The 24027-nt window shown below is 68.6% G+C and carries 25 protein-coding genes; 7 read left to right on the top strand and 18 right to left on the bottom strand.

Annotated features, from left to right (window positions below; genetic code table 11):
* Positions 1 to 3: 3 nt before the first annotated feature.
* The 8 genes from F3J18_RS15745 to F3J18_RS15710 all read right to left on the bottom strand — a co-directional run bounded on the left by F3J18_RS15745 (position 4) and on the right by F3J18_RS15710 (position 8450).
* Positions 4 to 1203 carry a 5-(carboxyamino)imidazole ribonucleotide synthase gene (locus F3J18_RS15745; RefSeq protein ID WP_025096965.1) on the bottom strand — a complete coding sequence of 400 codons (1200 nt, stop codon included), beginning with the start codon at positions 1201 to 1203 and terminating at the stop codon, positions 4 to 6.
* A gap of 83 nt (positions 1204 to 1286) precedes the next feature.
* Positions 1287 to 1805, bottom strand: a complete 519-nt coding sequence (gene purE, locus F3J18_RS15740) for a 5-(carboxyamino)imidazole ribonucleotide mutase (protein ID WP_025096964.1) — start codon at positions 1803 to 1805, stop codon at positions 1287 to 1289.
* Between the two features lie 46 nt (positions 1806 to 1851).
* Positions 1852 to 2742 (bottom strand): phosphoribosylaminoimidazolesuccinocarboxamide synthase, encoded by an 891-nt coding sequence (locus F3J18_RS15735; protein ID WP_025096963.1) that lies wholly within the window; start codon positions 2740 to 2742, stop codon positions 1852 to 1854.
* A gap of 122 nt (positions 2743 to 2864) precedes the next feature.
* Positions 2865 to 3929 carry a class II fructose-bisphosphate aldolase gene (fba, locus tag F3J18_RS15730; RefSeq protein ID WP_013699245.1) on the bottom strand — a complete coding sequence of 355 codons (1065 nt, stop codon included), beginning with the start codon at positions 3927 to 3929 and terminating at the stop codon, positions 2865 to 2867.
* Between the two features lie 285 nt (positions 3930 to 4214).
* Positions 4215 to 5651, bottom strand: coding sequence for a pyruvate kinase (gene pyk, locus F3J18_RS15725; RefSeq protein ID WP_166913281.1), 1437 nt, complete (start codon positions 5649 to 5651; stop codon positions 4215 to 4217).
* Between the two features lie 254 nt (positions 5652 to 5905).
* Positions 5906 to 7102 carry a phosphoglycerate kinase gene (locus F3J18_RS15720; RefSeq protein ID WP_166913280.1) on the bottom strand — a complete coding sequence of 399 codons (1197 nt, stop codon included), beginning with the start codon at positions 7100 to 7102 and terminating at the stop codon, positions 5906 to 5908.
* Between the two features lie 230 nt (positions 7103 to 7332).
* Positions 7333 to 7659: an AzlD domain-containing protein gene (locus tag F3J18_RS15715; RefSeq protein WP_013699248.1), complete on the bottom strand. Its 327-nt coding sequence runs from the start codon at positions 7657 to 7659 to the stop codon at positions 7333 to 7335.
* Positions 7656 to 8450 (bottom strand): AzlC family ABC transporter permease, encoded by a 795-nt coding sequence (locus tag F3J18_RS15710; RefSeq protein ID WP_166913279.1) that lies wholly within the window; start codon positions 8448 to 8450, stop codon positions 7656 to 7658. Before F3J18_RS15710 ends, F3J18_RS15715 begins: the two co-directional genes overlap by 4 nt.
* A gap of 72 nt (positions 8451 to 8522) precedes the next feature.
* Here F3J18_RS15710 and F3J18_RS15705 point away from each other — a divergent pair, with 72 nt between their 5' ends.
* The 6 genes from F3J18_RS15705 to F3J18_RS15680 all read left to right on the top strand — a co-directional run bounded on the left by F3J18_RS15705 (position 8523) and on the right by F3J18_RS15680 (position 12390).
* Positions 8523 to 8738 (top strand): hypothetical protein, encoded by a 216-nt coding sequence (locus tag F3J18_RS15705; RefSeq protein ID WP_124076505.1) that lies wholly within the window; start codon positions 8523 to 8525, stop codon positions 8736 to 8738.
* Positions 8735 to 8929, top strand: coding sequence for a zinc-finger domain-containing protein (locus tag F3J18_RS15700; protein WP_013699250.1), 195 nt, complete (start codon positions 8735 to 8737; stop codon positions 8927 to 8929). Before F3J18_RS15705 ends, F3J18_RS15700 begins: the two co-directional genes overlap by 4 nt.
* Before the next feature lie 221 nt (positions 8930 to 9150).
* Positions 9151 to 10191 (top strand): lipopolysaccharide heptosyltransferase II, encoded by a 1041-nt coding sequence (gene waaF, locus F3J18_RS15695; RefSeq protein WP_166913278.1) that lies wholly within the window; start codon positions 9151 to 9153, stop codon positions 10189 to 10191.
* A 118-nt stretch (positions 10192 to 10309) separates the two neighbouring features.
* On the top strand, positions 10310 to 10756 hold the full coding sequence (locus F3J18_RS15690) for a nuclear transport factor 2 family protein (protein WP_013699252.1): 447 nt from the start codon (positions 10310 to 10312) through the stop codon (positions 10754 to 10756).
* A gap of 16 nt (positions 10757 to 10772) precedes the next feature.
* Positions 10773 to 11819, top strand: a complete 1047-nt coding sequence (locus F3J18_RS15685; protein WP_025096958.1) for an alpha/beta fold hydrolase — start codon at positions 10773 to 10775, stop codon at positions 11817 to 11819.
* Positions 11812 to 12390 (top strand): DUF2946 family protein, encoded by a 579-nt coding sequence (locus F3J18_RS15680; RefSeq protein ID WP_166913277.1) that lies wholly within the window; start codon positions 11812 to 11814, stop codon positions 12388 to 12390. The genes F3J18_RS15685 and F3J18_RS15680 overlap by 8 nt, the downstream gene beginning before the upstream one ends.
* A 28-nt stretch (positions 12391 to 12418) precedes the next feature.
* Here F3J18_RS15680 and F3J18_RS15675 read toward each other — a convergent pair whose 3' ends face one another.
* Complete coding sequence (locus F3J18_RS15675) at positions 12419 to 14161, bottom strand: M48 family metalloprotease (RefSeq protein ID WP_025096956.1); 1743 nt, start codon at positions 14159 to 14161, stop codon at positions 12419 to 12421.
* A gap of 144 nt (positions 14162 to 14305) precedes the next feature.
* Between F3J18_RS15675 and moaC the strand changes: the two genes are divergently transcribed.
* Positions 14306 to 14785 (top strand): cyclic pyranopterin monophosphate synthase MoaC, encoded by a 480-nt coding sequence (moaC, locus tag F3J18_RS15670; RefSeq protein ID WP_166913276.1) that lies wholly within the window; start codon positions 14306 to 14308, stop codon positions 14783 to 14785.
* 60 nt (positions 14786 to 14845) lie between these two features.
* Here the strand turns inward: moaC and F3J18_RS15665 are convergent, their stop codons facing one another.
* From F3J18_RS15665 to F3J18_RS15625, 9 genes are all read right to left on the bottom strand, one after another.
* Entirely contained in the window at positions 14846 to 15940 is a 1095-nt protein-coding gene (locus F3J18_RS15665; RefSeq protein ID WP_166913275.1) for a porin, read from the bottom strand.
* A gap of 301 nt (positions 15941 to 16241) precedes the next feature.
* Positions 16242 to 16604 carry a TonB family protein gene (locus F3J18_RS15660; RefSeq protein ID WP_017918743.1) on the bottom strand — a complete coding sequence of 121 codons (363 nt, stop codon included), beginning with the start codon at positions 16602 to 16604 and terminating at the stop codon, positions 16242 to 16244.
* A gap of 159 nt (positions 16605 to 16763) precedes the next feature.
* Complete coding sequence (locus tag F3J18_RS15655; RefSeq protein ID WP_025096953.1) at positions 16764 to 17228, bottom strand: DUF2501 domain-containing protein; 465 nt, start codon at positions 17226 to 17228, stop codon at positions 16764 to 16766.
* A gap of 307 nt (positions 17229 to 17535) precedes the next feature.
* A complete protein-coding gene (locus F3J18_RS15650; protein ID WP_166913274.1) occupies positions 17536 to 19320 on the bottom strand; it encodes a Wzy polymerase domain-containing protein in 1785 nt (594 codons plus the stop codon).
* A 180-nt stretch (positions 19321 to 19500) separates the two neighbouring features.
* On the bottom strand, positions 19501 to 20118 hold the full coding sequence (locus tag F3J18_RS15645; protein WP_025096951.1) for a pilin: 618 nt from the start codon (positions 20116 to 20118) through the stop codon (positions 19501 to 19503).
* Between the two features lie 144 nt (positions 20119 to 20262).
* Complete coding sequence (locus tag F3J18_RS15640; RefSeq protein WP_025096950.1) at positions 20263 to 20964, bottom strand: TerC family protein; 702 nt, start codon at positions 20962 to 20964, stop codon at positions 20263 to 20265.
* Positions 20965 to 21174: 210 nt separating this feature from the next.
* Complete coding sequence (gene sucD / locus F3J18_RS15635) at positions 21175 to 22056, bottom strand: succinate--CoA ligase subunit alpha (RefSeq protein ID WP_013699263.1); 882 nt, start codon at positions 22054 to 22056, stop codon at positions 21175 to 21177.
* A 67-nt stretch (positions 22057 to 22123) separates the two neighbouring features.
* Entirely contained in the window at positions 22124 to 23305 is a 1182-nt protein-coding gene (sucC, locus tag F3J18_RS15630) for an ADP-forming succinate--CoA ligase subunit beta (RefSeq protein ID WP_308015976.1), read from the bottom strand.
* A gap of 57 nt (positions 23306 to 23362) precedes the next feature.
* Positions 23363 to 23995: a hypothetical protein gene (locus F3J18_RS15625; RefSeq protein WP_166913273.1), complete on the bottom strand. Its 633-nt coding sequence runs from the start codon at positions 23993 to 23995 to the stop codon at positions 23363 to 23365.
* Positions 23996 to 24027 lie beyond the last annotated feature (32 nt).

Below are 24027 nucleotides of genomic sequence, written 5' to 3'. Positions count from 1 at the left end.
TCCTCAGTCGAGCGGGATGCGCAGCAGGCTCGCGCAAGCCTGCGCGGCCTCGAGCGCCTCGTCGAGCGTGGCGGCCGTGAAGTTCACATGGCCCATCTTGCGGCCCACGCGCGCTTCTTCCTTGCCGTACAGGTGCAGATGGGCGGCCGGCATCGCGGCCACCTGGTCCCAGGGCGGCGTGACCGGCTCGCTCTCGCCCGCGGCATCGGCGAACCAGATATCGCCGAGCACGTTGAGCATGACGGCCGGCGAATGCTGGCGCGGGTTGCCCAGCGGCAGCCGCGCCATGGCGCGCACCTGCTGCTCGAACTGGCTGGCCGAGCAGGCATCGACGGTGTAATGCCCCGAGTTGTGCGGGCGCGGCGCCATCTCGTTGGCGACCATCGAGCCGTCCTCGAGGATGAAGAATTCCACGCACAGCACGCCCACGTAGTCGAGCGAATCGGCGATGCGCACCGCCGCCTGCCGGGCCGCGGCCGCGAGCGCGGCATCGGCGGCCGGCGCCGGCACCACGGTGAGCGACAGGATGCCGTGATGATGGGTGTTCTGCGCGAGCGGGAACACGGCCGAGCGGCCGTCGGCGCCGCGCGCGATCAGCGCCGACACCTCGTACTTGAGCGGCAGGCGTTTTTCCAGCACGCAGGGCACGCCGCGCAGCGAGGCGAACGCGGCGCGTGCCTCGGCGGCGTTCGCCACGCGCACCTGGCCCTTGCCGTCGTAGCCCATGCGCGCCGTCTTGAGGATGCCGGGCAGCACCGCGTCCAGCTCGGCGTCGGCCAGCGCGGCGAGCGCCTCGGCCGATTCGATCACCACGTGCGGCGCGACCGGCACGCCCGAGGCGGCGATGAAGCGCTTCTCCGCGATCCGGTCCTGCGCGATCGCCACGCAGCGGCCGGCCGGCGCGACGAAGGTGCTGCGGGCCAGGAAATCGAGGCTGGCGGCCGGCACGTTCTCGAATTCGGTCGACACCGCCTCGCAGAGCCCGGCGAGCTCGGCCAGCGCCGCCTCGTCGTCGTAGGCGGCGCGCAGGTGGCGATCGGCCACCGCGCCGGCGGGGCTGCTCGCGTCGGGGTCGAGCACGGCGACGCGATAGCCCATCGATTGGGCCGCGAAGCAGAACATGCGGCCGAGCTGGCCGCCGCCGACCATGCCGAGCCAGGCGCCGGGCAGGATCGGTGAAACCGGAGTGGAGTGTGCAGTCATGTCAGTGATCGGTCGCGGCGGGCATCGTGGGGTTCGCTGCCCGCCGCCGGGGTGATGCCGGAAAGACTTCGGGGCCGCGCCGCTTACAGCGGCGGCAGCACCATCGCGTGCGCGGCTTCGTTCTGGCGCACGCGGAACGCGGCGAGGCGGTTCGCGTAGTCGGTCGAGGTGCCGGCCAGCAGCGAGACCGCGAACAGGCCCGCGTTGGCTGCGCCGGCCTCGCCGATCGCGAAGGTCGCCACCGGCACGCCCTTGGGCATCTGCACGATCGAGTGCAGCGAATCGACGCCCTTCAGGTACTTGCTGGCGACCGGCACGCCCAGCACCGGCACGGTGGTCTTGGCGGCCAGCATGCCCGGCAGGTGGGCGGCACCGCCCGCGCCGGCGATGATCGCGCGCAGGCCGCGCTCGCGCGCCTTCTCCGCGTAGTCGAACATCTCGTCGGGCATGCGGTGCGCGGACACGACCTTGGCCTCGTAGGGCACGTCGAATTCCTGCAGGATCGCGACGGCATGCTTCATCACGTCCCAATCGGAACTGGAACCCATCAGCACGCCGATCAGGGGCGCGCTGTGCGTGTGGGCGGTCTGGACTTCACTCATCGTGGGACGTTTCCTTCGTTATCGACGAACGGCGCTCGCGGCGCGCTCAGGCCAGCGTCTGGCCGGTGATGCGCTCGAGCGCTTCCTGGTACTTGGCGCTGGTGCGGACGACCACCTCGTCGGGCAGCTTCGGCGCGGGCGGTTCCTTCTTCCAGTCCTGCGTCTCGAGCCAGTCGCGCACGAACTGCTTGTCGAAGGACGGCGGGTTGGTGCCGACCTGGTATTCGTCGGCCGGCCAGAAGCGCGAGGAATCGGCGGTCAGCGCCTCGTCCATCAGGTACAGCTTGCCGTGCTCGTCGAGGCCGAACTCGAACTTGGTGTCGGCGATGATGATGCCGCGCGTGGCGGCGTAGTCGGCCGCTTCCTTGTACAGGCGAATCGAGATGTCGCGGATGGTGGCGCTCAGCTCGGTGCCGATGCGGCGCTCGCATTCCTCGTAGCTGATGTTCTCGTCATGGTGGCCCATCTCGGCCTTGGCGGCCGGCGTGAAGATCGGCTCGGGCAGCTTCTGCGCATTCTGCAGGCCCGCCGGCAGCTCGACGCCGCACACCGCGCCGCTCGCCTGGTAGTCCTTCCAGCCGCTGCCGGCCAGGTAGCCGCGCACCACCGCCTCGACCAGGATCGGCTCCAGGCGCTTGACCACCACGCCGCGGCCGGCCACCTGCTCGACCTCGTCGGCCGCCACCACCGATTCCGGGGCGTCGCCCGTCAGGTGGTTCGGGACGATGTGCGAGAGCTTGTCGAACCAGAAATTGGCCATCTGGTTCAGCACGCGACCCTTGTTCGGAATCGGCTCGCCCATGATCACGTCGAACGCCGACAGACGGTCGGTGGTGACGATCAGCAGCTTGTCGGTGCCGACCGCGTAGTTGTCGCGGACCTTGCCGCGACCGAGGAGCGGCAGCGAACGGAGCGTGGATTCGTAAAGGGTAGACATCGTCGTTTCGCAGAAAATGGGGCCAAACAAAAAGGGAAACGCCGTTCCCCGTCGACAGGCGGGAACGGCGGCTGGACTTCCGGCCGGCACCGCCCGGAACCACCGGGCGGCAAACCGATATGTTAGCGCACGAGCTGGGCGAGTTCGCCGGCCTTGTAGCGCTCGGCGATCTTGTCGAGCGAAACCGGCTTGATCTTGCCGGCCTGGCCTTCGCAGCCGAAGGCCTGGTAGCGGGCGATACACACCTTCTTGGCGGCTTCGCGCGCGGGCTTCAGGTAGTCGCGCGGATCGAACTTCGACGGGTTCTCGAACAGGTAGCGACGGATCGCGCCGGTGATCGCCAGGCGCAGGTCGGTGTCGATGTTGATCTTGCGCACGCCGTGCTTGATGCCTTCCTGGATCTCCTCGACCGGCACGCCGTAGGTTTCCTTCATGTCGCCGCCGAATTCGCGGATTTCCGCCAGCAGCTCCTGCGGCACCGACGACGAACCGTGCATCACCAGGTGCGTGTTCGGGATGCGCGCGTGGATTTCCTTGATGCGCTCGATCGACAGGATGTCGCCGGTGGGCTTCTTGGAGAACTTGTAGGCGCCGTGCGAGGTGCCGATCGCGATCGCCAGCGCGTCGCACTGGGTCTGCTTGACGAAGTCGGCGGCCTGCTCCGGATCGGTCAGCAGTTGCTCTCGCGTCATGGTGCCTTCGGCGCCGTGGCCGTCTTCCTTGTCACCCTTCATGGTCTCGAGCGAACCGAGCACGCCCAGTTCGGCCTCGACCGTCACGCCGATCGAGTGCGCCATCTCGACGACCTTGCGCGACACCTCGACGTTGTACTCGTAGGAGGCGACCGTCTTGCCGTCGGCCTGCAGCGAGCCGTCCATCATCACGCTGGTGAAGCCGCTGCGGATCGCCGCCAGGCAGACCGCCGGCGACTGGCCGTGATCCTGGTGCATCACCACCGGGATATGCGGGTAGGACTCGACCGCCGATTCGATCAGGTGGCGCAGGAAGGCTTCGCCGGCGTACTTCCGGGCGCCGGCCGAGGCCTGCATGATCACCGGCGCGTTGACCTCGTCGGCCGCCGCCATGATCGCCTGCACCTGCTCCAGGTTGTTCACGTTGAATGCCGGCAGGCCATAACCGTGTTCCGCTGCGTGGTCCAGCAGTTGACGCATTGATACGAGAGGCATTGTGGTACTCCATGAATGAAAACCGGTGCGCCCTGGTTGGCGGCGGCTGCCTGTCCCGGGCGAATTCACGGGGCGGCGCCTGCGGCCGAGCGTCGAGTGGGCGACATTTTATCGCGAAGCGCCCTGCGTTTAGTTCCGTTTCCGGGCGGATTCCGCAATTTGTTACGACTTCCGTTTCATGTACCACGAAAAAATGCAAAAAAAAGCCGCGCGGGGGCATCGAGCCCGCCGCGCGGCATTTCCCGTGCCCGGCCAACCGGGCATTCATACAGGGTCAGGGACGAATCAGAAGCTCTCGCCGACCCGCACGATCTTCAGCGTGTTGGTGCCGCCGGCCTGCCCCATCGGCTCGCCGACGGTCAGCACCACCATGTCGCCGCGCACCACGTAACCCTGGCGGATCACGATCTCCACGGCGGCCTGCATGGCCGAGTCGCGATCGCTGTTGAAGTCGACGTGCAGCGGCGTGACGTTGCGGAACAGCGCCATCGCGCGCTCGCTGCCGACCCGCGGCGTGAGCGCGAAGATCGGCACGTGGGTGATGTGGCGCGACATCCACAGCGCCGTCGAACCCGATTCGGTCAGCGCGATGATCGCCTTGGCGCCCAGGTGATGGGCCGTGAACAGCGCGCCCATCGCGATCGACTGGTCGATGCGGGTGAAGGTGCGGTCGAGGAAATCCTTGTCGAGCTCGACGGTTTCCGACTTCTCTGCCTCGACGCAGATCGCGGCCATGGTCTCGATGGTCACCACCGGGTACTTGCCGGCGGCCGATTCGGCCGACAGCATCACCGCGTCGGTGCCGTCCAGCACGGCATTGGCCACGTCCGAGACCTCGGCGCGAGTGGGCACCGGCGCGTGGATCATCGACTCCATCATCTGGGTGGCGGTGATCACCAGCTTGTTCGACTCGCGCGCCATGCGGATCATGCGCTTCTGCAGCGCCGGCACGGCCGCGTTGCCGACTTCCACGGCCAGGTCGCCGCGCGCCACCATGATGCCGTCCGAGGCGTCGAGGATGTCCTGCAGCGCGGGAATCGCCTCGGCACGCTCGATCTTGGCGATCATCTTCGGCTTGATGCCGTACGGGGCGCCCGCGATGTTGGCGAGCTGGCGCGCCATTTCCATGTCGGTGGCGTTCTTCGGGAAGGACACGGCCACCATGTCCGCGCCCAGCGACATGGCGGTGCGGATGTCCTCCATGTCCTTGGCGGTCAGCGCCGGCGCCGACAGCCCGCCGCCCTGGCGGTTGATGCCCTTGTTGTTCGACAGCTCGCCGCCCACCTTGACGATGGTGTGGATCTCGTCGCCGAGCACGCGCTCGACGGTCAGCACGATCAGGCCGTCGTTGAGCAGCAGCACGTCGCCGGTCTTCAGGTCGCGCGGCAGGTCCTTGTAGTCGAGGCCGACGCGCTGGTCGTTGCCGAGCTCGCAGGTGGCGTCGAGGATGAAGGGCTGGCCCGGGTTCAGCGTGGTCTTGCCTTCCTCGAACTTGCCGACGCGGATCTTCGGGCCCTGCAGGTCGGCCATGATCGCGATCTCGCGGCCGACCTTGCGCGCGGCCTCGCGCACCATCTCGGCGCGCTGGCGGTGATCGTCGGCCGTGCCGTGCGAAAAGTTGAGACGCACGACGTCGAGGCCGGCCTGGATCATCTGCAGCAGAATCTCGGGCGAACTGGAAGCCGGGCCGATCGTGGCGACTATCTTGGTGGCGCGAAGCATGAAACTCCTCTTGATGGTCTGGGTGGATGCGCTGGAGATACTGCTGCGAGAGCCGGAGCCGCCGGGCCCAGCGGCCGGTGCTCCGGTATGGGCGCCGGCTTCGTCGGCCGGCGTCGCTTTGTTCTGCATGTCCTTTTCCATCGCGGCCGGGCGGCCGGCCCCGGGGCCTTGCCGCCCGCCGGCGTGCGAGCCGGGGCGTGCCCGCGCCGCCCCGCCCGCCTGCCGGCGCGTCTTCGCGCGACCGTGCGCCGCCATCAGGCCGCGCGCGTTTCCAGCACTTCCACCGCCGGCAGCGTCTTCCCTTCCAGGAACTCGAGGAAGGCGCCGCCGCCCGTCGAGATGTAGCTGACCTTGTCGTGGATGCCGTACTTGGCGATGGCCGCCAGGGTGTCGCCGCCGCCCGCGATCGAGAACGCGGGGGAGTTGGCGATCGCCTCGGCGAGCGTCTTGGTGCCGTTGCCGAACTGGTCGAACTCGAACACGCCCACCGGGCCGTTCCAGACCACCGTGCCGGCCTTCTCGAGCTGGCCGGCCAGCGCGCGCGCCGTGTCCGGGCCGATGTCGAGGATCAGGTCGTCGGCCTCGATCTCGTTGACCTTCTTGACGGTGGCCTTCGCGGTGGGCGCGAATTCCTTGGCCGTCACCACGTCCGAGGGGATCGGCACCGAGGCGCCGCGCTCGCGCGCCGCGTCGATGATGGCCTTGGCCTCGGCCACCAGGTCCGGCTCGGCCAGCGACTTGCCGATCGCCAGGCCCGCGGCCAGCATGAAGGTGTTGGCGATGCCGCCGCCGACGATCAGCTGGTCGACCTTCTCGGCCAGCGACTCCAGGATGGTCAGCTTGGTCGACACCTTGGAGCCGGCCACGATCGCCACCAGCGGGCGCTTCGGGTTGCCCAGCGCCTTGCCCAGCGCGTCGAGCTCGGCGGCCAGCAGCGGGCCCGCGCAGGCGATGCCGGCGTACTTGGCGATGCCGTGGGTGGTGGCTTCCGCGCGGTGCGCGGTGCCGAACGCGTCGTTGACGTAGATATCGCAGAGCGCGGCCATCTTCTGCGCCAGCGCGTCGTCGTTCTTCTTCTCGCCCTTGTTGACGCGGCAGTTCTCGAGCAGCACCACCTCGCCCGGCGCGACCTTCACGCCGTTCTCGACCCAGTTCGCCACCAGCGGCACCTCGCGGCCGAGCAGCTCGCCCAGGCGCTTGGCGACCGGCGCCAGCGAATCCTCGGGCTTGAACTCGCCCTCGGTCGGCCGGCCCAGGTGCGAGGTGACCATCACCGCGGCGCCGGCGTCGAGCGCGGCCCGGATCGCCGGCACCGAGGCGCGCACGCGCGTGTCCTCGGTGATGTTGCCTTGGTCGTCCTGGGGCACGTTCAGATCGGCGCGGATGAAGACGCGTTGGCCGGAGACCTTGCCCTCGGCGATCAGGTCGGTAAGACGCTTAACTTGGCTCATGGGACTGATTGAAGGTTGATGAGGAAGGCGTTGCTGAAAAATCGCGCGCGGGCTGCCGTCGACAGGCGCCTGACGGCCGGGCTGGGCCGTGCGACACGCTCGAGATTTCCGGAAAGGGCCATTCTAGCCGATCCATCCCGCGGCCTGCCCCGCCGCGCGGCGAATTCCCCCTATTTGGCCGAAGCCTTTCGATGTTGCTGTGCAGCATCGAAAGGCTTCGAGGCGAAGGGTCAAATGATCAGGCGCAGCGCGGTCGACACCAGCATGCCGACCACGATCGTGCCGATCATGCTGCGCCGCCACAGGAACCAGGCCAGGCCCGCGGCGGCCGCGTAGAAGTCGTGATTGGCCAGCGAGAAGGAGATGCCGGCCGGCGTCTCCAGCACGTCGGGCAGCACCACCGCCACCAGCGCCGCGGCCGGCGCGTAGCGCAGCGCGCGCTGGGCACGCTCGGGCAGCATGGTGCGCTCGCCGCCGATCAGGAACAGCGCGCGGGTGAGCGCGGTGACCACGGTCATGCCGGCGATGGTCCACCAGACCAGGGCGGTGTCGCTCATCGCGCGCCGCCCTCGCCGTCGCGGCCGGCCTCGCTCGCGTCGAGCGCATCGCGGGGCCGCACCTCGGCGCGCAGGCGGCGCCAGTCGGCCCGCTCGATGAAGACGTCGGCCAGCGTGCCGGCGGCCAGCGCGGCCAGCACCGCGAGCGGCAGGCCGAGCCGGTAGGGCAGCTCGATCGCCAGCAGCGCGACGATGCCGGCCACCACCACGGCGGCCAGCGTCGAGCGGTTGGCCACCGCCGAGACCATGATCGGGATCAGCGCGAGCGTGCCGGCCAGCCCCAGCCCCCATTGGTCGGGCACCACGCTGGCCAGCGCGATGCCGGCCAGCGAGGAGGCCTGCCAGGACAGCCAGCTGACGATCGCCATGCCCCAGAAATAGGCTTCCTTGCCCGGCACCTGGCCGTTGGCGAAACCCTGCCGGATGAACAGCAGGTAGATGACGTCGCCGTTGAAATAGCCGATCAGCGCGCGCCGCCACATCGGCAGGTAGGAGAAGTGCGGGGCCATGCCGGCGCTGAAGATCACGAAGCGCAGGTTGACCATCGCGGCGGTCAAGAGGAGCGTCCAGAGCGGCAGCTTGGCGGCCAGCAGCGGCAGCACCGCCAGTTGCGAGGAGCCGCCGTAGACCAGCAGCGACATCCAGACCGCCTGGTTGGTGGTCAGCACCGACTTGCTCATCGCGATACCGGTAACGAGACCCCAGGACAGCATCGCGGTGAGCGTCGGCGCGTAGTCGCGCGCCCCCTGGACGAAGGAGAAGCGATCGGAGGCGGACAGGCGAGCGAGCATGGGACGGCGCCGGGCGGCGCGAGGAACCGGGGGCGCGCGCGGCCGCGTTGCCTCCCGTGTTGCTGGTGTTGAATGGTGCCGATGATTATAGCGCCGGACCCCGCCGAGCAGACCGTTGCCGATGCAAAAGACGTTAAAATGCCGGTCCTGCGCGGCCCGCCACGGCCGGCGATCGACCCGGCTTGCGCGCGAACGCGCCGCGCCGCCGGTTTTTTCGCTATCGTGTCGGGCAACGGCGAGATGCGCGCCGCGCTCGCCCCCTTATTGCAACAAGAGACCGCCCCATGAGTGAAATCAAGGAACGACCGCTCGTCGAACTGTCGGCCAAGGATCTGCCGGCCTACTGCCCGAACCCGGCGATGACGCGCTGGAGCGCGCATCCGCGCGTGTTCATCGACATCACGCACGGCGAGGCGCGCTGCCCCTATTGCGGCACGCGCTACAAGCTGCGCGACGGCGAAGTCGTCCACGGCCACTGAGCGGTCCGCCCGGCGCGGCCGAGCTTGCAGCACGAGCGGCAGGCAACTCGGTACCGCATCGGGCACGAAGCGACGCGCGGCAGCATCGCGCCCGCGCCGCCTGCGCGCCTGGCGCGTCGCTGCCCTGCAGTTAGCGCCGCCCCGCCGCCACCGTTTCCCCCCCGCAACCCGAGCGCGGCGCCCCGGCGCCGCGTTTCAACAAGACACCGGATATCGACCTGATGCGTCGCGCGTTGGTAATCGCACCGAACTGGATCGGTGACGCATTGATGGCGCAGCCGCTTTTCGCGCTGCTGAAGAAACTGCACCCCCGCATCGTGATCGACGCGCTCGCGCCGAGCTGGGTCGCACCCGTGCTCGAGCGCATGCCCGAGATCCACGAGGTGCACGCCACCGACCTGGCCCACGGCAAGCTGCAGATGCTGCGCCGCTGGCAACTGGCCAGCGACCTGCGCGAGGTCGGCTACGACGCCGCCTACGTGCTGCCGAATTCGCTGAAATCGGCACTGATCCCCTGGCTGGCCGGGATCCCGCTGCGCATCGGCTACACCGGCGAGTCGCGCTACGCGCTGCTCAACGTGCGCCACGCGAACCCGCCCAAGGCACGCGATTCGCGTCCGCCGATGGTGCCGTTCTACGCCGCGCTGGCCTACGCGCCCGGCGCGAAGCTCGACGAGGCGCTCAAGTCCCTGCCGATGCCGCGCCTGGAGGCCGACCTCAACGAGAGCGCGCGCGTCTCGACGCGCTTCCACCTGGACACGCGCAAGCCGCTGATCGTGTTCTGCCCCGGCGCCGAGTACGGCCCGGCCAAGCGCTGGCCACCCGAGCATTTCGCGGCGCTGGCGAGGATCGTCGGCCAATCCTTCCCCTATACGCAGATGATCGCGCTGGGCTCGCCCAAGGATGCGCCGGCCGCCCAGGCGATCGCCGATCAGGCCCCCGGCGTGCGCAACCTGTGCGGGCAGACCTCGCTGTCCGAGGCCTGCGCGCTGATCGCGCGCGCCAACGCGGTGGTCACCAACGATTCGGGCCTGATGCACGTGGCCGCCGCGCTGCGACGCCCGCTGGTCGCGCTTTATGGCTCGACCGATCCGCGCCACACTCCGCCGCTCTCGGATCTGGCAAAGGTACAATGGCTGCAGCTCGAATGCAGCCCCTGCTTCCAGCGCGAATGCCCGCTCGGCCACCTGAACTGCCTGCGCGAGCTGAGCCCGGAGCAGGTCTTCGCCGACCTGCGCGGCATGCTGGTCGGCCAGCGCTGAGGGGAGCCGGGCCGCGGCCCGGCCCGGCGCGCGTTCGAGACAGTCATTGCGGTACTTGCGAAGGCGGCCTCGCGGCCGCTGCCTTGTAATAGCGCGCCTTGCGCGAGAGATAAACCCGATGCCACGTTTTGCCCGCCTCTTCGAAGCCGCCGCCGACACGCTGAACGCCTACTACCAGTCGGTCGCCGACGCGAACCTCGACGCCCTGATGGTCCTGTGGATCGACGAGGATTTCGCGAGCTGCATCTGGTCCGACGGCGCGCACCTGCACGGCCTCGAGCAGATCCGCAGCGGCTTCGCGCAGCGCATGACGGCACGCCCGGTGACCATCGAGCCGCTCGACATCCGCGTCTACGACAGCCTCGGCACGGTGGTCTACACGGTCGCGGAAGCCCATCAGTACGCCGATGGCGGCAGCGAGCCCGACATGGTGTTCGCCACCTACGTGATGATCCACGAGCGCGGCGAATGGCGGATCGCCCATATCCACGCCAGCCCGATCCCCGACCAGGCCGCCAGCCAGTTCGCCGCCAAGATCCGCCACGGCCAGGGCCCGCTGCACTGAGGCCGGCACGCGCGCGATGAGTACCGATACACCGCCGTCGCCGCTCACCGGGCTCGCGCAGCCCGCCGCCGAGCTGCTGCGCTACGTGGCCCCGCGCTGGCTGCCCTCCAATCACGCCCAGACGATCTTCCCGGCGCTGTTCGGCCGCCGCCCCGAGGTGAGCTACCGGCGCGAGCGCTGGGACACGCCCGACGGCGACTTCATCGATCTCGATTGGGTCACCCACCCGCCCGGCGGCCTCGCCGGCGGCGAGCCCTCGCCCGAGGCGCCGCTGGTGGTGATGTTCCACGGGCTCGAGGGCAATTCCGATTCCCGCTACGCGCGCCTGCTGATGGCGGCCGCGCGCGACCTGGGCTGGCACGGCGTGGTGCCGCATTTCCGCAGTTGCAGCGGCGAGCTGAACCGCCTGCCGCGCTTCTACCACCTGGCCGACGCCGACGAGGTCGACTGGATCCTGCGCCGGCTCGCCGCCCGGCATCGCGGCCCGCTGTTCGCGGTGGGCGTCTCGCTCGGCGGCAACGTGCTGCTGCACTGGCTCGGCGAGCGGCGCGGCAACCGCTCGCTGGTGGCGGCCGCCGCCGCGGTGTCGACCCCGCTCGACGTGCACGCCGGCGGCCGGGCCATCTCGCAGGGCTTCTCGATGGTCTACACGCGCTCGTTCCTGAAGACGCTGAAGCTCAAGGGGCTCGCCAAGCTGGCCCAGCATCCCGGCATCTTCGACCGGCGCGCGATGCTGGCCGCGCGCACCATGCACGAGTTCGACGACATCGTCACCGCGCCGCTGCACGGCTTCGCGGGCGCCGACGACTACTGGACGCGCGCCACGGTGCGGGCCAAGCTGCCCGGCATCGAGATTCCCACCCTGATCCTCAACGCCCGCAACGACCCGTTCCTGCCGGCCACCGCGCTGCCCGGCCCGGCCGACGTGTCGCGCGCGGTCGAGCTGGACCAGCCCGAGCACGGCGGCCACGTCGGCTTCATGACCGGGCCCTTCCCGGGCCAGGCCGACTGGCTGCCGCTGCGCGTCTTCGGCTTCGTTTCCCGCTTCCTCGACCATGGATGACATCGTTCGCCAGGCACTGGCCAAATGGCCCAACGTCCCGCATTGCACGGGCTGGCTGCTGCTCGACCGCCGCGGCGACTGGCGCATGCGCGACGAGGCCGCCCAGGCCGCCGGCGCGCCCGGCACCGCGATCCGCCATGCCGCGCTGATCGCCTTCATCGCGCGCAACTACGAGCGCGACGAAGCAGGGCAATGGTTCTTCCAGAACGGGCCGCAGCGCGTCTACGTCGAGCTGGCCTACACGCCCTGGATCGTGCGCCTGGCGACCGACGAGCACGGCGTGCCGGGCCTGACCGACCAGACCGGCCAGGCCTTCGAGCCGGCCGGCGCCTGGCTCGACGACCAGGGCGGCGTGCTGTTCTCCGACGCGTCGACTCCGCCGCGCGTGGCCGCCCTGCACGACCACGACCTCGGCCTGTTCGCCGATCACGCCACGCTCGACGAACAAGGCACGGGCGGCCGCTTCCACTGGCGGCCCGGCGTCGATCTCTCGCTGGCCTCGATCAGCCGCGACGAGGTGCCGGCCCGCTTCGCCTTCGTCGCGAGCCCGGCCGCGCGCGCCGCCGGCTGAGCCGGAATCCGCCTCGAGCGCGGCACGTCTAGCCGCGCTCGTCCTCCTTGTCGTTCTGCTCTTCCTTGTAGCGCTGCTCGAAGTCGTGCAGCCGCGCCGTGATGATCGACTGCTCGTAGAAGCTCACCGCCTTGTCGTCGCGCGCATCGCGCAGTTGGCGGATCGCCGAGGGCCAGGCGCCGTCGAGCGCGAGCTTTTCCGCCAGCGCGCGCCGCCGCGTGATCGCGTCGCCGCTGCCCTGCGCCGCCTGGGCCAGGTAGCTCCACCAGTCGGGCTGGCGCGGATCCGATTCGGCCTGCGTGCGCGCCATGCGCTGCGCCTCGCGGAATCGCCCGGCCGCCAGCAGCGCCTGCAGATGCGCGATGATCGCCGCGTGCGAACCCGGCCAGCGCTGCTGCGCCAGTTGCGCGAGCCGCAGCGCCTCGTCGGTGCGGCCGGCGCGGCGCGCGATCTCGGCGCCCAGCACGTCCAGGCTCGGCGTGCTCGACGCGGTCGCGCCCTCGTCCTGCTGGATGCGGGCGAAACGCTCGCGCGCGCTCGCCAGCGCCGCGTCCGCCTCGCCGAAGTTGCCGAGCTGCAGTTGCCCCAGCGCGATGCCGTACCAGTTCGCCGCCACGCTCGGCGCGATCCGGTCGTCGATCTCGCTGCGCATGCGGCGCACCTCGTTGGCGACGTCGGACGGCGAGCGGTTCTGCAGGATCCGCAGCCGCGCCCGCGCGAACACGTATTCCGGCGCCTGGCGCGGCTGGCGATAGGGTACGCGACGCGCGCGGTCGTCCATGTCGGCGAGCCGGTCGATGGTGAGCGGATGGGTGCGCACGTACTCGGGCACGCCGGCGTCGCCCAGGGTCGAGCGATCGAGGCGCTCGAAGAAGCCCGGCATGCCGTAGGGATCGTAGCCGGCCGCCGTCAGCAACTGGAAGCCGACGCGATCCGCTTCGCGTTCGGCGCCGCGCGAGAAGCGCAGCTGGTTGTCAACCACGTAGGCTTGCCCGCCCAGCGCGATCGCGCTGCCGAGATCGCCGCTGCGCGCCAGCACGCCGGCCAGCACGCCGATCAGCATCGAGGCCAGCGCCGCGTAGCCGGTCTTCTCGCTGGCGCCGAGCATGCGCGCGATATGCCGTTGCAGCACGTGGCCCATTTCATGGCCCAGCACCGAGGCGAGTTCGGATTCGGTGCGCGTCATGATCACCAGCCCGCTGTTCACGCCGATGAAACCGCCGGGCAGCGAGAACGCGTTGATCTGCGCGTCGCGCATCGGGAACAGGTCGAAGTCGGGACGATCGCCGCCGATGAACTGGGCCGCGGCGGCGGCCGAGAGCCGGGCCGCGACCGAGTTCAGGTAGTCGCGCACCAGCCAGTCGTCGAGATAGTCGGGATCGCGCCGCACCTCGCGCATCACGCGCTCGCCGAGCCGGCGTTCGGCCTGCGGAGTCAGCGCGCCGCCGGAGCCGTCGCCGAGGTTGGGCAGTTGCTGGCTCTGCAGCGGGCTGCGCAGGCTGGGCGCCGGCGCGCCGGGCGTGCCCGCCAGCCGTGCGCGCTCGCCGCCGTAGGTGCCGAATACGCCCGGCGCGATTTCATCGGGGATGGCGGGCGCCGTGGAAATGCCGTCGAGCACGCCCGGCAGGCGCGCGGCGCCGGCCGCGGGCGAGGCGGCCACGACCGGCGACGAAGCCGCCTGGGCAGGCCGCGACGATTGCGCGTGACTGCCCGGCGGCAGGGCGAGCACGGCCGACAGCGAGACGGCGAGCAGGGATCGGACACGCGGCATGGACGGCATCGAACGCGGCGGACTCGGACGTGGGTTCGGGTCTGAATCCCGGAATCTGGGTTGGCGATATCGGCTGACATTGTACTGGCGCCCAGGCCTCGCGGCGCGCGCTGCTATGATGGGCGCCCAGCTCAGGAGCGACTCATGCCAGGACTCACCCACTTCGACGCGGCCGGCCATGCGCACATGGTCGATGTCGGCGACAAACAGGAAACGCGACGCATCGCGATCGCGCGCGGCGCGATCCGGATGCAGCCCGACACGCTCGCGCTGATCCGCGACGGCCGCGCGAAGAAAGGCGACGTGATCGGCGTGGCGCGCATCGCGGCGATCCAGGGCGCCAAGCGCACGTCGGACCTGATTCCGCTGTGCCACCCGCTGGCGCTCACGCGCGTGGCGGTCGACTTCGAATTCGACGAGGCCCTGCCCGGCGTGCGCTGCACGGCCCAGGTCGAGACGCTCGGGCGCACCGGCGTGGAGATGGAAGCGCTGACCGCCGTGCAGGTCGGCCTGCTGACCGTCTACGACATGTGCAAGGCGGTCGATCGCGGGATGGTGATCGGCGAGGTGGGGGTGGTCGAGAAGAAAGGCGGGAAGTCGGGGGATTGGAAGGTGGAGGGCTGACAGGCCGTTGATGGACGAATGGCGCCGCAAGCGGCGCCATTCGTTCGTCCAGCCCGGCGATCAGAACGCCGTGCGGATGCCCACGCGCGCCACCGTCTGGTTGCGCGAGGAAGAGTCGGTGAGGTCGGCGATCGACGCGGGCTGGTTCCCCGAGGTGTGCTGATACAGCCCCTGCACATAGACCTCGGTGCGCCGCGAGAGGTGATACCCCGCCGTCGCGCCGATCTCGTTGAGGTGCGGATGGTTGTTGCTGCGCAGCACCTCGATCGATGCATTCGTGTACAGGTACATCATCGCCACGTACCAGGCCGAGCTGAAGTCATACTTCGCGTTGAATTCCACGTTGTCGAACCTGATGTCACGCAGCAGGCCGTCGCGCGGCGCCGCGTAGAGATTCGTGTGCGTATACACCAGGCCCAGCGTGGCCGCGCCGAACACATAGCTGGCGCCCGCGGCGGCCACCCGCTGCGTGCCCGCGTGGTAGATCGAGCCCACCACCGCGCCCGACGCATTCAGGTCTTCCCCGTCGACGTTCATGTAGGCCGCCGCCGCCGTGAGCGGGCCGCCGCTATAGCGCGCGCCGACGCTCCAGGCGCGATTGCCTGCGAACTGGCCGGCCTGGTTGCTGAAGCCGTACAGGCCGCCGAACTGCACGCCCGAATACTCGGCGCTGGTGTACTTGACCGCGTTGTTGATACTGAAGCTCTGGTCGAGGTTGTCGGCGTCGAAGGGATGCCCGAACAGGCCGCCGCCCCAACTGCCGGCCGCGCTCAGCGGCGCGACGTAATCGACCACGGAATCGTATTGCCGGCCCAGCGTGATCGTGCCGAGTCGATCCGATGAAAGGCCGACATAGGCCTGCCGGCCGAATATCACGCCGCTCTGGACCAGGGCGCCATTATTGAGGCCGAAATCGTTCTCGAGCCGAAATACCGCATGCAGGCCGCCGCCGAGATCCTCGCTGCCCTTCAATCCCCAGCGATCACCGAGTTGCCGGATATTGCTCGACAGCGTGTAATTCGAATGACCCGCTTCGTTGCTGATGTAATCGAAGCCCTCGTCGATCGTGCCATACAGCGTGACACTGCTCTGTGCATATGCCGCGCCTGCCGACATGGCCAGCAATGCCGGGACGAGCGTCCTTGCTATTTTCATGTAATCCCCGAATGGAGCGCTGATGCTTGGTGGAGTGGTAATGCGCTTCTCTTTCTGCTTCGGGGGCGATTCTAAAGATCGGAACTTTCGAGACGATTACCGATGTCGCCGCGCTACAACGCATTAGCGGCTTCATCGATCCGACTTGATTACAGGTTTAATAATCGGCGGCAACGATCTTCGAATTTCCATGCAATCGCTTTCCGGCGACTTTCAGGAATGGGATTGCCCATTCGATTTTCCCGATCTCGATTTCGAGAACGATCGTCGGAATCGCGATGTGCGCCCGGGCCGCCTCGCCCTACTTCGGCTGCCCCACGCCGGGCTCGAATACGAACGGCTGCGTCAGCGTGAACGGCGAGGGCTTGCCGCCATAGGCGGCCTTCTGCGTGCAACGCGCACGCGACATGGCCGCCACGGCGGCGCGATCGGCGGCGGCATTGCGGCTGCTGGTGGTAATGGTGACGTTCTCGGGTTCGCCCGAGGCGGTGATCAGCGCGCGCACGAGCACCGTCACCTCGCGGTCGATGGGACGCGCATCGTCGGGATAGACGGCAACGGGAATCGTGCAGGACAGCGTATTGTCGTGCGGCAGGAACATCGCGCAGCCGGCCAGTTGCAGGGCAACGAGCGGCACGGCGAGCGTCTTCGCGTGGCGGATCATGGCGTGGCTTCCCCGGGTATTTGCGTCGCGTTGGTCGGTCGCGATCGGCAGAGCGGCGCCGATGCACGCGAGGCTGCCCGGGTTGCCGGACCGGCTCGCGCGCATCGGCGCCGCGTGGTCTGTTCGTGGCGGCGTGATGCCTTGCCGCGCCTGTCGAGCTTACAGCATCGACTTGGCTTGCGTCAGCACCTTGTCGCAGATCTGTTTGGTCAACTGCTGCTTGAGGCCGCCGCCGCTCAGGTCCAGCGTCTTGCCGTTGCCGCCGTCGAGGATGCCGTTGCTGCCGCTTGTGAAGCCGCTATCCGACTGCGGATTGCCGCCGAGCTTGCCCAGCAACTGGTCCTTCACCGAGCTCGCGCCGCCGCTGCCCAGATACTGGTTCTGGATGCAGAACTGCAGCACGCCGGCCACGTTGCCGAGGCTGGACGGCATCAGCGACGAACCACCGCCGCCGAGTGCCCCGCCCAGGCCACCGAGATTGCCGGCCAGGCCGCCGGAATTCTGCGTGGCCGAACCGCCGGCCTGCTTGAGCATGTCGCCCAGTTGCGCGTAAGCGCCCGTCGCCGTCAGCGACAGGCCGATCAGGATGCCGGCTGCCACGGCACGGCCAGTACGAATCTTCATCGTGATCCTCCCAGGTTATGAATGTCGGCGCTGCGAATTGCCGATCGTCAGCATAACCGAAGCGAAGCGACAGCTTCGGCCGAGGGGACCGAATCGGCGGCCAAGTTGACGATGTTTGTAGGAATCGTGCCGGAAAGCGGTGCAATGCGCTTCGATGTCTCGGCAACGGAAGGTTTCGCGATGGCGCTCGCCGGCGGAAACGAAGCGGCCCGCACCTGTCACCGCCGGGGTGATGGGTGCGGGCCGCTTCGGCTTGCCCTGGGTCGATTGGAGCGTCGCGCGCCACCTTCGACCGCCAGCCATGGACTCAGTCGTCGGAATCGTCGCTGTCGTCCTCGTCCTCGCTGGCCGCGCCGGCCGGCTTGCCGTAGCGCGACACCAGCGATTGCCGGAACCCGGTGAGCGACGGCTGCGCGTCGACGAGCTTGTAGAGCGCCGCCAGTTGCGTCGGCCAGTCGTGCAGTTCCTCCGCGAAGATCTTCAGGCGCGCGACGGTGTCGAGCGCATCGCCCTCGCGGCCGTCCAGCGCCTCGAGCACCGCGTAGCGGCGCAGCACCGTCTCGCCCGGCAGCAGCGCGAGCGCGCGTTGATGCGCGGCCAGCTTCGCGGGAAGGTCATCGCGCGAGATCGGCATCAGCGTGGCCGCGCCGTATTCGCCCCAGGCGCCGAACAGGAAGGACGGCGCGGCGCGATACTGCTCGGCCGGATTCGAGCCGTAGTACAGCACCTCGGCACGCTGGTAGTCGCGCAGCACCGGGTACAGCGCCAGCAAGGCAGCCACCGACACGATCGCGAACACGCCATGCGCGATGCGCCCCGGCAGCATGCGCAGCGGCTGCGTCTCGAGCAGCCCGATCACGAACATCGCGGGCAGCGTGAAGAAGGTGTATTGCTGCGGATACTCGACCAGCGCATGCATCAGCAGCACGCCGATCAGGGCGAGCCCGTAGATCCGCTCGACCGTGTGCGGCACGCGCAGCGCGCGCACCAGCCACAGCAGCAGCGCGACCAGCAGCACGCCGAGCCCGAGTACGCCCGACTTGGCCAGCAGGTCGATGAAGATGTCGTGTGAATTGTTCGCGATCTCGACGCCGCCGAGCGTGCGCACCAGCTCGAACTGGTGCAGCGGGAACTCGCCCCAGCCCACGCCGAGCCAGGGATGCTCGCGGAACATGGTCAGCCCGTATTTCCACAGTGCCAGGCGCGGCGCGATCTGTCCGGCATCGCGCATGCGCTCGGCCGCCGATTCGGCGAGTCCGAGGTGATAGTGGACGTTGGCCCAGCGCACCACGATATTGACGATCACGAACACGGCCGCCAGCGCGAGCGGATAAAGCCAGGCCGCGCCGCGCCCCTGCCCGCGCCGGGCGGCGGCGAGCGCCGCCCACAGCCCCGCAACCACCATCACCGCCACCTGCAGCCAGGGCCCGCGCGAAACGGTGAAGGCCAGCCCCGCCGACAACAGGATCGACAGCGGCAGCCAACCCCAGGCCGGCAGCCGCCGCGACTGCGCGAGGTAGAGCGTGCTGGCCAGCGCGAAGGCGATATAGGTGGCGAGATGGTTCGCCTGGGCCATGTTGCCGTAGGGCCGGCGATCGGCGAGCACGCCGTAGCTGACCACGAAGGGCGAGAACGTGTGCTCGAGGTGCAGCAACTGGACCACCTGGCAGCCGACCGCGAACACGCCGCCCACGATCAGCGCGCCGGCCATCATGCGCGTGACGGTCTCGACCGAGTGGATCCGGCCGAGCAGGTAACCCGACTGCATCGCGACCAGCGCCGCCAGCAGGTAACCGAGCGCGAGCCAGTTCATCGACGGCTGCGACAGCGGCAGCAGCACGGTCTGCGCGATCAGCACCGCGCCGAACGCGAGCGGCGCGCTCCAGGCGCGCGGCGCGGCGAACGGCCGGACCGCTCGCTCGCCGCGCAGCATCAGCGTAACGATCACACCGAGCAGCGCGTACAGGCCGAACGCCGTGAATTCGGAATAGAACGTCGGGATCGGATAGGTATGGTTGGTGACCGCGTACGGCAGGATCAGGGCAACGGCTAGCGCAATCAGCGATAAAGAACGCAGGACGGAAGAAGGCATGAGCGAACCGGATGTCAGCAACCGGCGCACTATACAAAAAATTTCCCCCGCTGAGTCGCCCGCGTGCGGATCTGTCGATACATCGACAGCCGGCGGCGGGCGGAACACAGGTCCGCCCCCATTTCCCGACCGTCGGCCCGCTCAGGGCAAGCCGCTCAAACAACCCTTCAGGCCAGCCATTCAGGCACGACACTCGGGCGGCGCGAACTTGCCGGCCAGCGTCGGCGCCTCGGCCGGTACCGGCCCCGAACCCGGCGCGGGCAGGGAGGAGGCGCCCTTGCCCGCGGCGAAACACTCCCAGGTGATCGAGCCGGCCTGCACCGTGCCCTGCGCGAGTTCCACGCGTCCCGTGGGCGCCTCGGCATTGTCGGGCGCCGAAGGCACCAGCACCAGCGTATTCGAGCCGGCCGGGGCGACGCGCGTGGAGTAGGCGATGCGGATCTGGCCGGACGTGTCGTCCACCTCGATCGATTCGACATTGCGCGTGGCGGGCGGCGAGGCGTAACCGCCCGAGAAGGCCGTGCCGCTCGCCGCGTTCTCGGCCACCGCCAGCCGCGCCGAGGCGGCCAGCGCGATGCCCTCGCCCACGCGGCTGCGGGCCAGGTAATCCTGGTACGCGGGAATCGCATAGGCGGCCACCACGCCGACGATGGCCAGCACGATCATCAATTCGATCAGCGTGAAGCCGCCCGGGCCCTCTCTCGTTCGTGCAAGGCCACGCGAGCGCGGGCGGATCCGCCTGGCGCAGAGGCGCCGCGACAACTGCTGGAACAGGGCAAGGGACAAGGCTTCGAACATGAGGGGCTCCGGATACGAAACAGGCCTGCCGCTTGGGCAGACCTGTCGATCCTAGCCAGCACGTCGCGCGCCGGGCAGTCGGCCGGAAGACCTATGCCGGATGGCTGCGGCAGCGCCACGCATGCGGCGCGCGAGGGCTCGCGCTCAGTGCGCCTTGGCGGCGCGGCGCCGCTTCCACCAGAGCCCGATCGCCACCACCAGCAGCGCGCCGGCGATGCTCGCGCCATGCACCAGGGCCGGCGCGTCGAGCTGCGGCCAGCGGTCGAGCGCGGGATCGCCGATGATGAGCCCGCCGCCGATCCAGCCGAGCAGCGCGGCGCCGAGGATCACGATGACGGGGAAGCGGTCGAGCAACTTCAGTACCAGGGTGCTGCCCCAGACGATCACCGGGATGCTGACCACCAGCCCGAAGATCACCAGCGCGAGCCGGTGCTGCGGATCGGCGCGTTCGGCCGCGCCGGCGATCGCGATCACGTTGTCGATGCTCATCACCGCGTCGGCCACGATGATGGTGCGCACCGCCGCCCACAGTCGGTCGGCGCCCTGGATGCCGTCGTGCCCTTCCTCGGCCGGCGCGATCAGCTTGGCGCCGATCCAGAGCAGCAGCAAGCCGCCCGCGAGCTTCAGGAACGGGATGTCGAGCAGCAGCACCGCGAAGCTGATCAGCACCACGCGCAGCACGATCGCGCCGACGGTGCCCCAGATCACGCCGCGCAGGCGCTGGTTGTCGGGCAGGTTGCGGCAGGCGAGCGCGATCACGACCGCGTTGTCGCCGCCGAGCAGCAGATCGATGATGACGATCTGCACGACGGCGGCCCAGTTGAGCGTGGCGAGGAATTCGAACATGGATGAAGGCTGGAGACAGAGGGCCCGCGAGGGCGAGGAGCGTACCGGGTGCGAACCGGCGGCACGCGCGACGACGCGGGCCATCGCCGGGCCGGTCATGCGAGGGCCCCACGCGCCGCGTCCAAATTACACAAGCCTTGCAGACTAACAAAAAAAACGCCGGCGCGAGGCCGGCGTTTCGACACGGCGGGACGAATCCCGCGTGCTCGCTTAGATCGCTGCCTTGAGCAGGCGACCCATTTCCGAAGGATTGCGCGTGACCTTGATGCCGCACGCATCCATGATTTCCAGCTTGGCTTCGGCCGTATCGGCACCGCCCGAGATCAGCGCGCCGGCGTGGCCCATGCGCTTGCCCGGGGGCGCCGTGACGCCGGCGATGAAGCCGACCACCGGCTTCTTCATGTTGTCCTTGATCCACTCGGCTGCCGTCGCTTCGTCCGGGCCGCCGATTTCGCCGATCATGACGACCGCATCCGTGTCCGGATCGTCGTTGAACATGCGCATCACGTCGATGTGCTTCAGGCCGTTGATCGGATCGCCGCCGATACCGACCGCCGACGACTGGCCGAGGCCCAGTGCCGTGAGCTGGGCAACCGCTTCATAGGTCAGCGTGCCCGAACGCGACACGACGCCGATGCGGCCCTTGCGGTGGATGTGACCCGGCATGATGCCGATCTTCAGTTCGTCCGGCGTGATCGTGCCCGGGCAGTTCGGCCCGAGCAGCAGCGTCTTGCGGCCTTCGCGACGCATGCGGTCCTTCACTTCGATCATGTCGCGAACCGGAATGCCTTCGGTGATGCAGATCGCCAGATCGAGGTCGGCCTCGACGGCTTCCCAGATCGCGGCGGCCGCGCCTGCCGGCGGCACGTAGATGACCGAGACGGTCGCGCCGGTTTCCTGCTTCGCTTCCTTGACGCTCGCGTAGATCGGAATGCCTTCGAAATCCTCGCCGGCCTTCTTCGGGTTCACGCCCGCGACGAACGCCTCACGGCCGTTCGCGTACTCGCGGCAGGCGCGCGTGTGGAACTGGCCAGTCTTGCCGGTAATGCCCTGCGTGATGACCTTGGTGTCTTTGTTGATCAGAATCGACATGTATTGACCTCTGTTCGATAGGCGTCGCGTTTGATCGCGCCGCCATGCGTGTTCAATGCAACGATGCTTACTTGCCGGCAGCTGCCGCGACGACCTTCTGCGCGGCTTCTTCCATGCTGTCCGCCGAGATGATCGGCAGGCCCGACTCGGCCAGCATCTTCTTGCCCAGGTCTTCGTTGGTGCCCTTCATGCGCACCACCAGCGGCACGCCGAGGTTCACGGCCTTCGAGCCGGCGATCACGCCTTCGGCGATCACGTCGCAGCGCATGATGCCGCCGAAGATGTTGACCAGGATTGCCTTCAGGTCCGGGTTCTTCAGCATCAGCTTGAACGCTTCCGTGACCTTCTCGGTCGTCGCGCCACCGCCGACGTCCAGGAAGTTCGCCGGTTCGCCGCCGAACAGCTTGATGGTGTCCATGGTGGCCATCGCCAGGCCGGCGCCGTTCACCAGGCAGCCGATGTTGCCGTCCAGCGAGATGTAGGCGAGATCGAACTTCGAGGCTTCGATTTCAGCCGGATCTTCTTCGTCCAGATCGCGGTAGGCGACGATTTCCGGGTGACGGAACAGCGCGTTCGAGTCGAAGTTGAACTTCGCGTCGAGGGCGGTGACCTTGCCGTCGCTGGAAACGTTCAGCGGGTTGATTTCGGCCAGCGATGCGTCGGTTTCCCAGAACGCCTTGTACAGGCCTTGCAGGATCGCGCGCGCTTGCGGAATCGAGGCAGCCGGCACGCCGATCTTCGCGGCGAGGTCGTCGGCCTGTGCATCGAGCAGACCGGTCGACGGCTCGACGATGACCTGGTGGATCAGCTCCGGATGCTTTTCGGCCACTTCCTCGATGTCCATGCCGCCTTCGCTCGAACCCATCAGGACGATCTTTTGCGAGACGCGATCGACGACGAGGCTGACATACAGTTCCTGCTTGATGTCGGCGCCTTCCTCGACCATCAGGCGGTTGACCTTCTGGCCTTCCGGGCCGGTCTGGTGCGTGACGAGCTGCATGCCGAGGATCTGGCTCGCGTACTCGCGAACCTGCTCGATCGACTTCGCCACCTTCACGCCGCCGCCCTTGCCACGGCCACCCGCGTGAATCTGAGCCTTCACGACCCACACCGGGCCGCCCAGCTCTTCTGCCACCTTGACGGCATCTTCAACCGAGAACGCCGGCTTGCCGCGCGGGACCGCGACTCCGAATTTCCGCAGGATTTCCTTACCCTGGTACTCGTGAATCTTCATGCGTGATTCCTTCAGTCTGAGAGTTGGATTAAAAGTCGATTGACAGTCGCTTCTTTCTACTGATGTTTCCGATCATTCGTGCGCGCTACCCGCGCCGTCGGGCACGGGTGGGCTCGCGCCGAGCCATGTCGGGATGAACGGCCGGCCCGCCGTGCGTCGCGCGCCGCCTCGTGAGCACCGCGCCACGCCGCTTCGCGCCGCATCACGGCCGGCCGCCCGCGCAGCACGCGAGCCGACGGCGAGCACGCGATCCGGGGATCGGGGCGTGATGCGCGGGGAAAAAACGGGGGAGAGGTGAGCGAGGTGGGCTCGGCAGGCGGGAATGGCGGCTTCGCTGCGACCGGAACAGAATGCCCGGCCGGACGACGCGGCGGCGTCGACGACATGGGGTTCGCGATCGGAGGTCATGCTGGGCCTGGGTTCATGGATCGGCTGTCCGCCCGGCTGCGTGACCTTCATCGAACCCGCCGCGCAATGCGGCCGACACGATGGAACGGTGACGACACCTCGCCGGCCGCCGCGCTGGTCGGTGATCGCCGGGACTGCGCCTGGCTGGCGCAACTGGCGTGACACGGGCTCGAATGACGGCATGCGGAAGGTTGAAGCCGAGTTGGAAAACCGGAGGATTTTAGCATATTGGGTATTTGTCGCGATGCCACGAATATCCGGTGTGACCCGCATTGGCAAGCGGATGCAGTGCAGCATCACGGGTCGGACCCGCGTGAGCGCGGCGCCCC

Source organism: Burkholderia sp. Ax-1720, from assembly GCF_011753035.1.
Classification (GTDB): domain Bacteria; phylum Pseudomonadota; class Gammaproteobacteria; order Burkholderiales; family Burkholderiaceae; genus Burkholderia; species Burkholderia gladioli.
Note: the sequence above shows the minus strand (reverse complement) of the source record. Positions and strands in the feature narration are given on the sequence as shown.

What these genes read in the sequence shown, in the direction of transcription:
- waaF (WP_166913278.1), top strand. Translation starts at nt 9,151, where the DNA reads ATGCGTCGCGCGTTGGTAATCGCACCGAACTGGATCGGTGACGCATTG.
- F3J18_RS15625 (WP_166913273.1), bottom strand. Translation starts at nt 23,995, where the DNA reads ATGCTGCACTGCATCCGCTTGCCAATGCGGGTCACACCGGATATTCGT.
- sucD (WP_013699263.1), bottom strand. Translation starts at nt 22,056, where the DNA reads ATGTCGATTCTGATCAACAAAGACACCAAGGTCATCACGCAGGGCATT.
- F3J18_RS15705 (WP_124076505.1), top strand. Translation starts at nt 8,523, where the DNA reads ATGGTGCCGATGATTATAGCGCCGGACCCCGCCGAGCAGACCGTTGCC.
- F3J18_RS15700 (WP_013699250.1), top strand. Translation starts at nt 8,735, where the DNA reads ATGAGTGAAATCAAGGAACGACCGCTCGTCGAACTGTCGGCCAAGGAT.
- F3J18_RS15665 (WP_166913275.1), bottom strand. Translation starts at nt 15,940, where the DNA reads ATGAAAATAGCAAGGACGCTCGTCCCGGCATTGCTGGCCATGTCGGCA.
- F3J18_RS15685 (WP_025096958.1), top strand. Translation starts at nt 10,773, where the DNA reads ATGAGTACCGATACACCGCCGTCGCCGCTCACCGGGCTCGCGCAGCCC.
- purE (WP_025096964.1), bottom strand. Translation starts at nt 1,805, where the DNA reads ATGAGTGAAGTCCAGACCGCCCACACGCACAGCGCGCCCCTGATCGGC.
- F3J18_RS15745 (WP_025096965.1), bottom strand. Translation starts at nt 1,203, where the DNA reads ATGACTGCACACTCCACTCCGGTTTCACCGATCCTGCCCGGCGCCTGG.
- F3J18_RS15680 (WP_166913277.1), top strand. Translation starts at nt 11,812, where the DNA reads ATGGATGACATCGTTCGCCAGGCACTGGCCAAATGGCCCAACGTCCCG.
- pyk (WP_166913281.1), bottom strand. Translation starts at nt 5,651, where the DNA reads ATGCTTCGCGCCACCAAGATAGTCGCCACGATCGGCCCGGCTTCCAGT.
- fba (WP_013699245.1), bottom strand. Translation starts at nt 3,929, where the DNA reads ATGCCTCTCGTATCAATGCGTCAACTGCTGGACCACGCAGCGGAACAC.
- F3J18_RS15735 (WP_025096963.1), bottom strand. Translation starts at nt 2,742, where the DNA reads ATGTCTACCCTTTACGAATCCACGCTCCGTTCGCTGCCGCTCCTCGGT.
- F3J18_RS15655 (WP_025096953.1), bottom strand. Translation starts at nt 17,228, where the DNA reads ATGAAGATTCGTACTGGCCGTGCCGTGGCAGCCGGCATCCTGATCGGC.
- F3J18_RS15645 (WP_025096951.1), bottom strand. Translation starts at nt 20,118, where the DNA reads ATGTTCGAAGCCTTGTCCCTTGCCCTGTTCCAGCAGTTGTCGCGGCGC.
- F3J18_RS15640 (WP_025096950.1), bottom strand. Translation starts at nt 20,964, where the DNA reads ATGTTCGAATTCCTCGCCACGCTCAACTGGGCCGCCGTCGTGCAGATC.
- F3J18_RS15720 (WP_166913280.1), bottom strand. Translation starts at nt 7,102, where the DNA reads ATGAGCCAAGTTAAGCGTCTTACCGACCTGATCGCCGAGGGCAAGGTC.
- moaC (WP_166913276.1), top strand. Translation starts at nt 14,306, where the DNA reads ATGCCAGGACTCACCCACTTCGACGCGGCCGGCCATGCGCACATGGTC.
- F3J18_RS15675 (WP_025096956.1), bottom strand. Translation starts at nt 14,161, where the DNA reads ATGCCGCGTGTCCGATCCCTGCTCGCCGTCTCGCTGTCGGCCGTGCTC.
- F3J18_RS15710 (WP_166913279.1), bottom strand. Translation starts at nt 8,450, where the DNA reads ATGCTCGCTCGCCTGTCCGCCTCCGATCGCTTCTCCTTCGTCCAGGGG.
- F3J18_RS15690 (WP_013699252.1), top strand. Translation starts at nt 10,310, where the DNA reads ATGCCACGTTTTGCCCGCCTCTTCGAAGCCGCCGCCGACACGCTGAAC.
- F3J18_RS15715 (WP_013699248.1), bottom strand. Translation starts at nt 7,659, where the DNA reads ATGAGCGACACCGCCCTGGTCTGGTGGACCATCGCCGGCATGACCGTG.
- F3J18_RS15650 (WP_166913274.1), bottom strand. Translation starts at nt 19,320, where the DNA reads ATGCCTTCTTCCGTCCTGCGTTCTTTATCGCTGATTGCGCTAGCCGTT.
- F3J18_RS15660 (WP_017918743.1), bottom strand. Translation starts at nt 16,604, where the DNA reads ATGATCCGCCACGCGAAGACGCTCGCCGTGCCGCTCGTTGCCCTGCAA.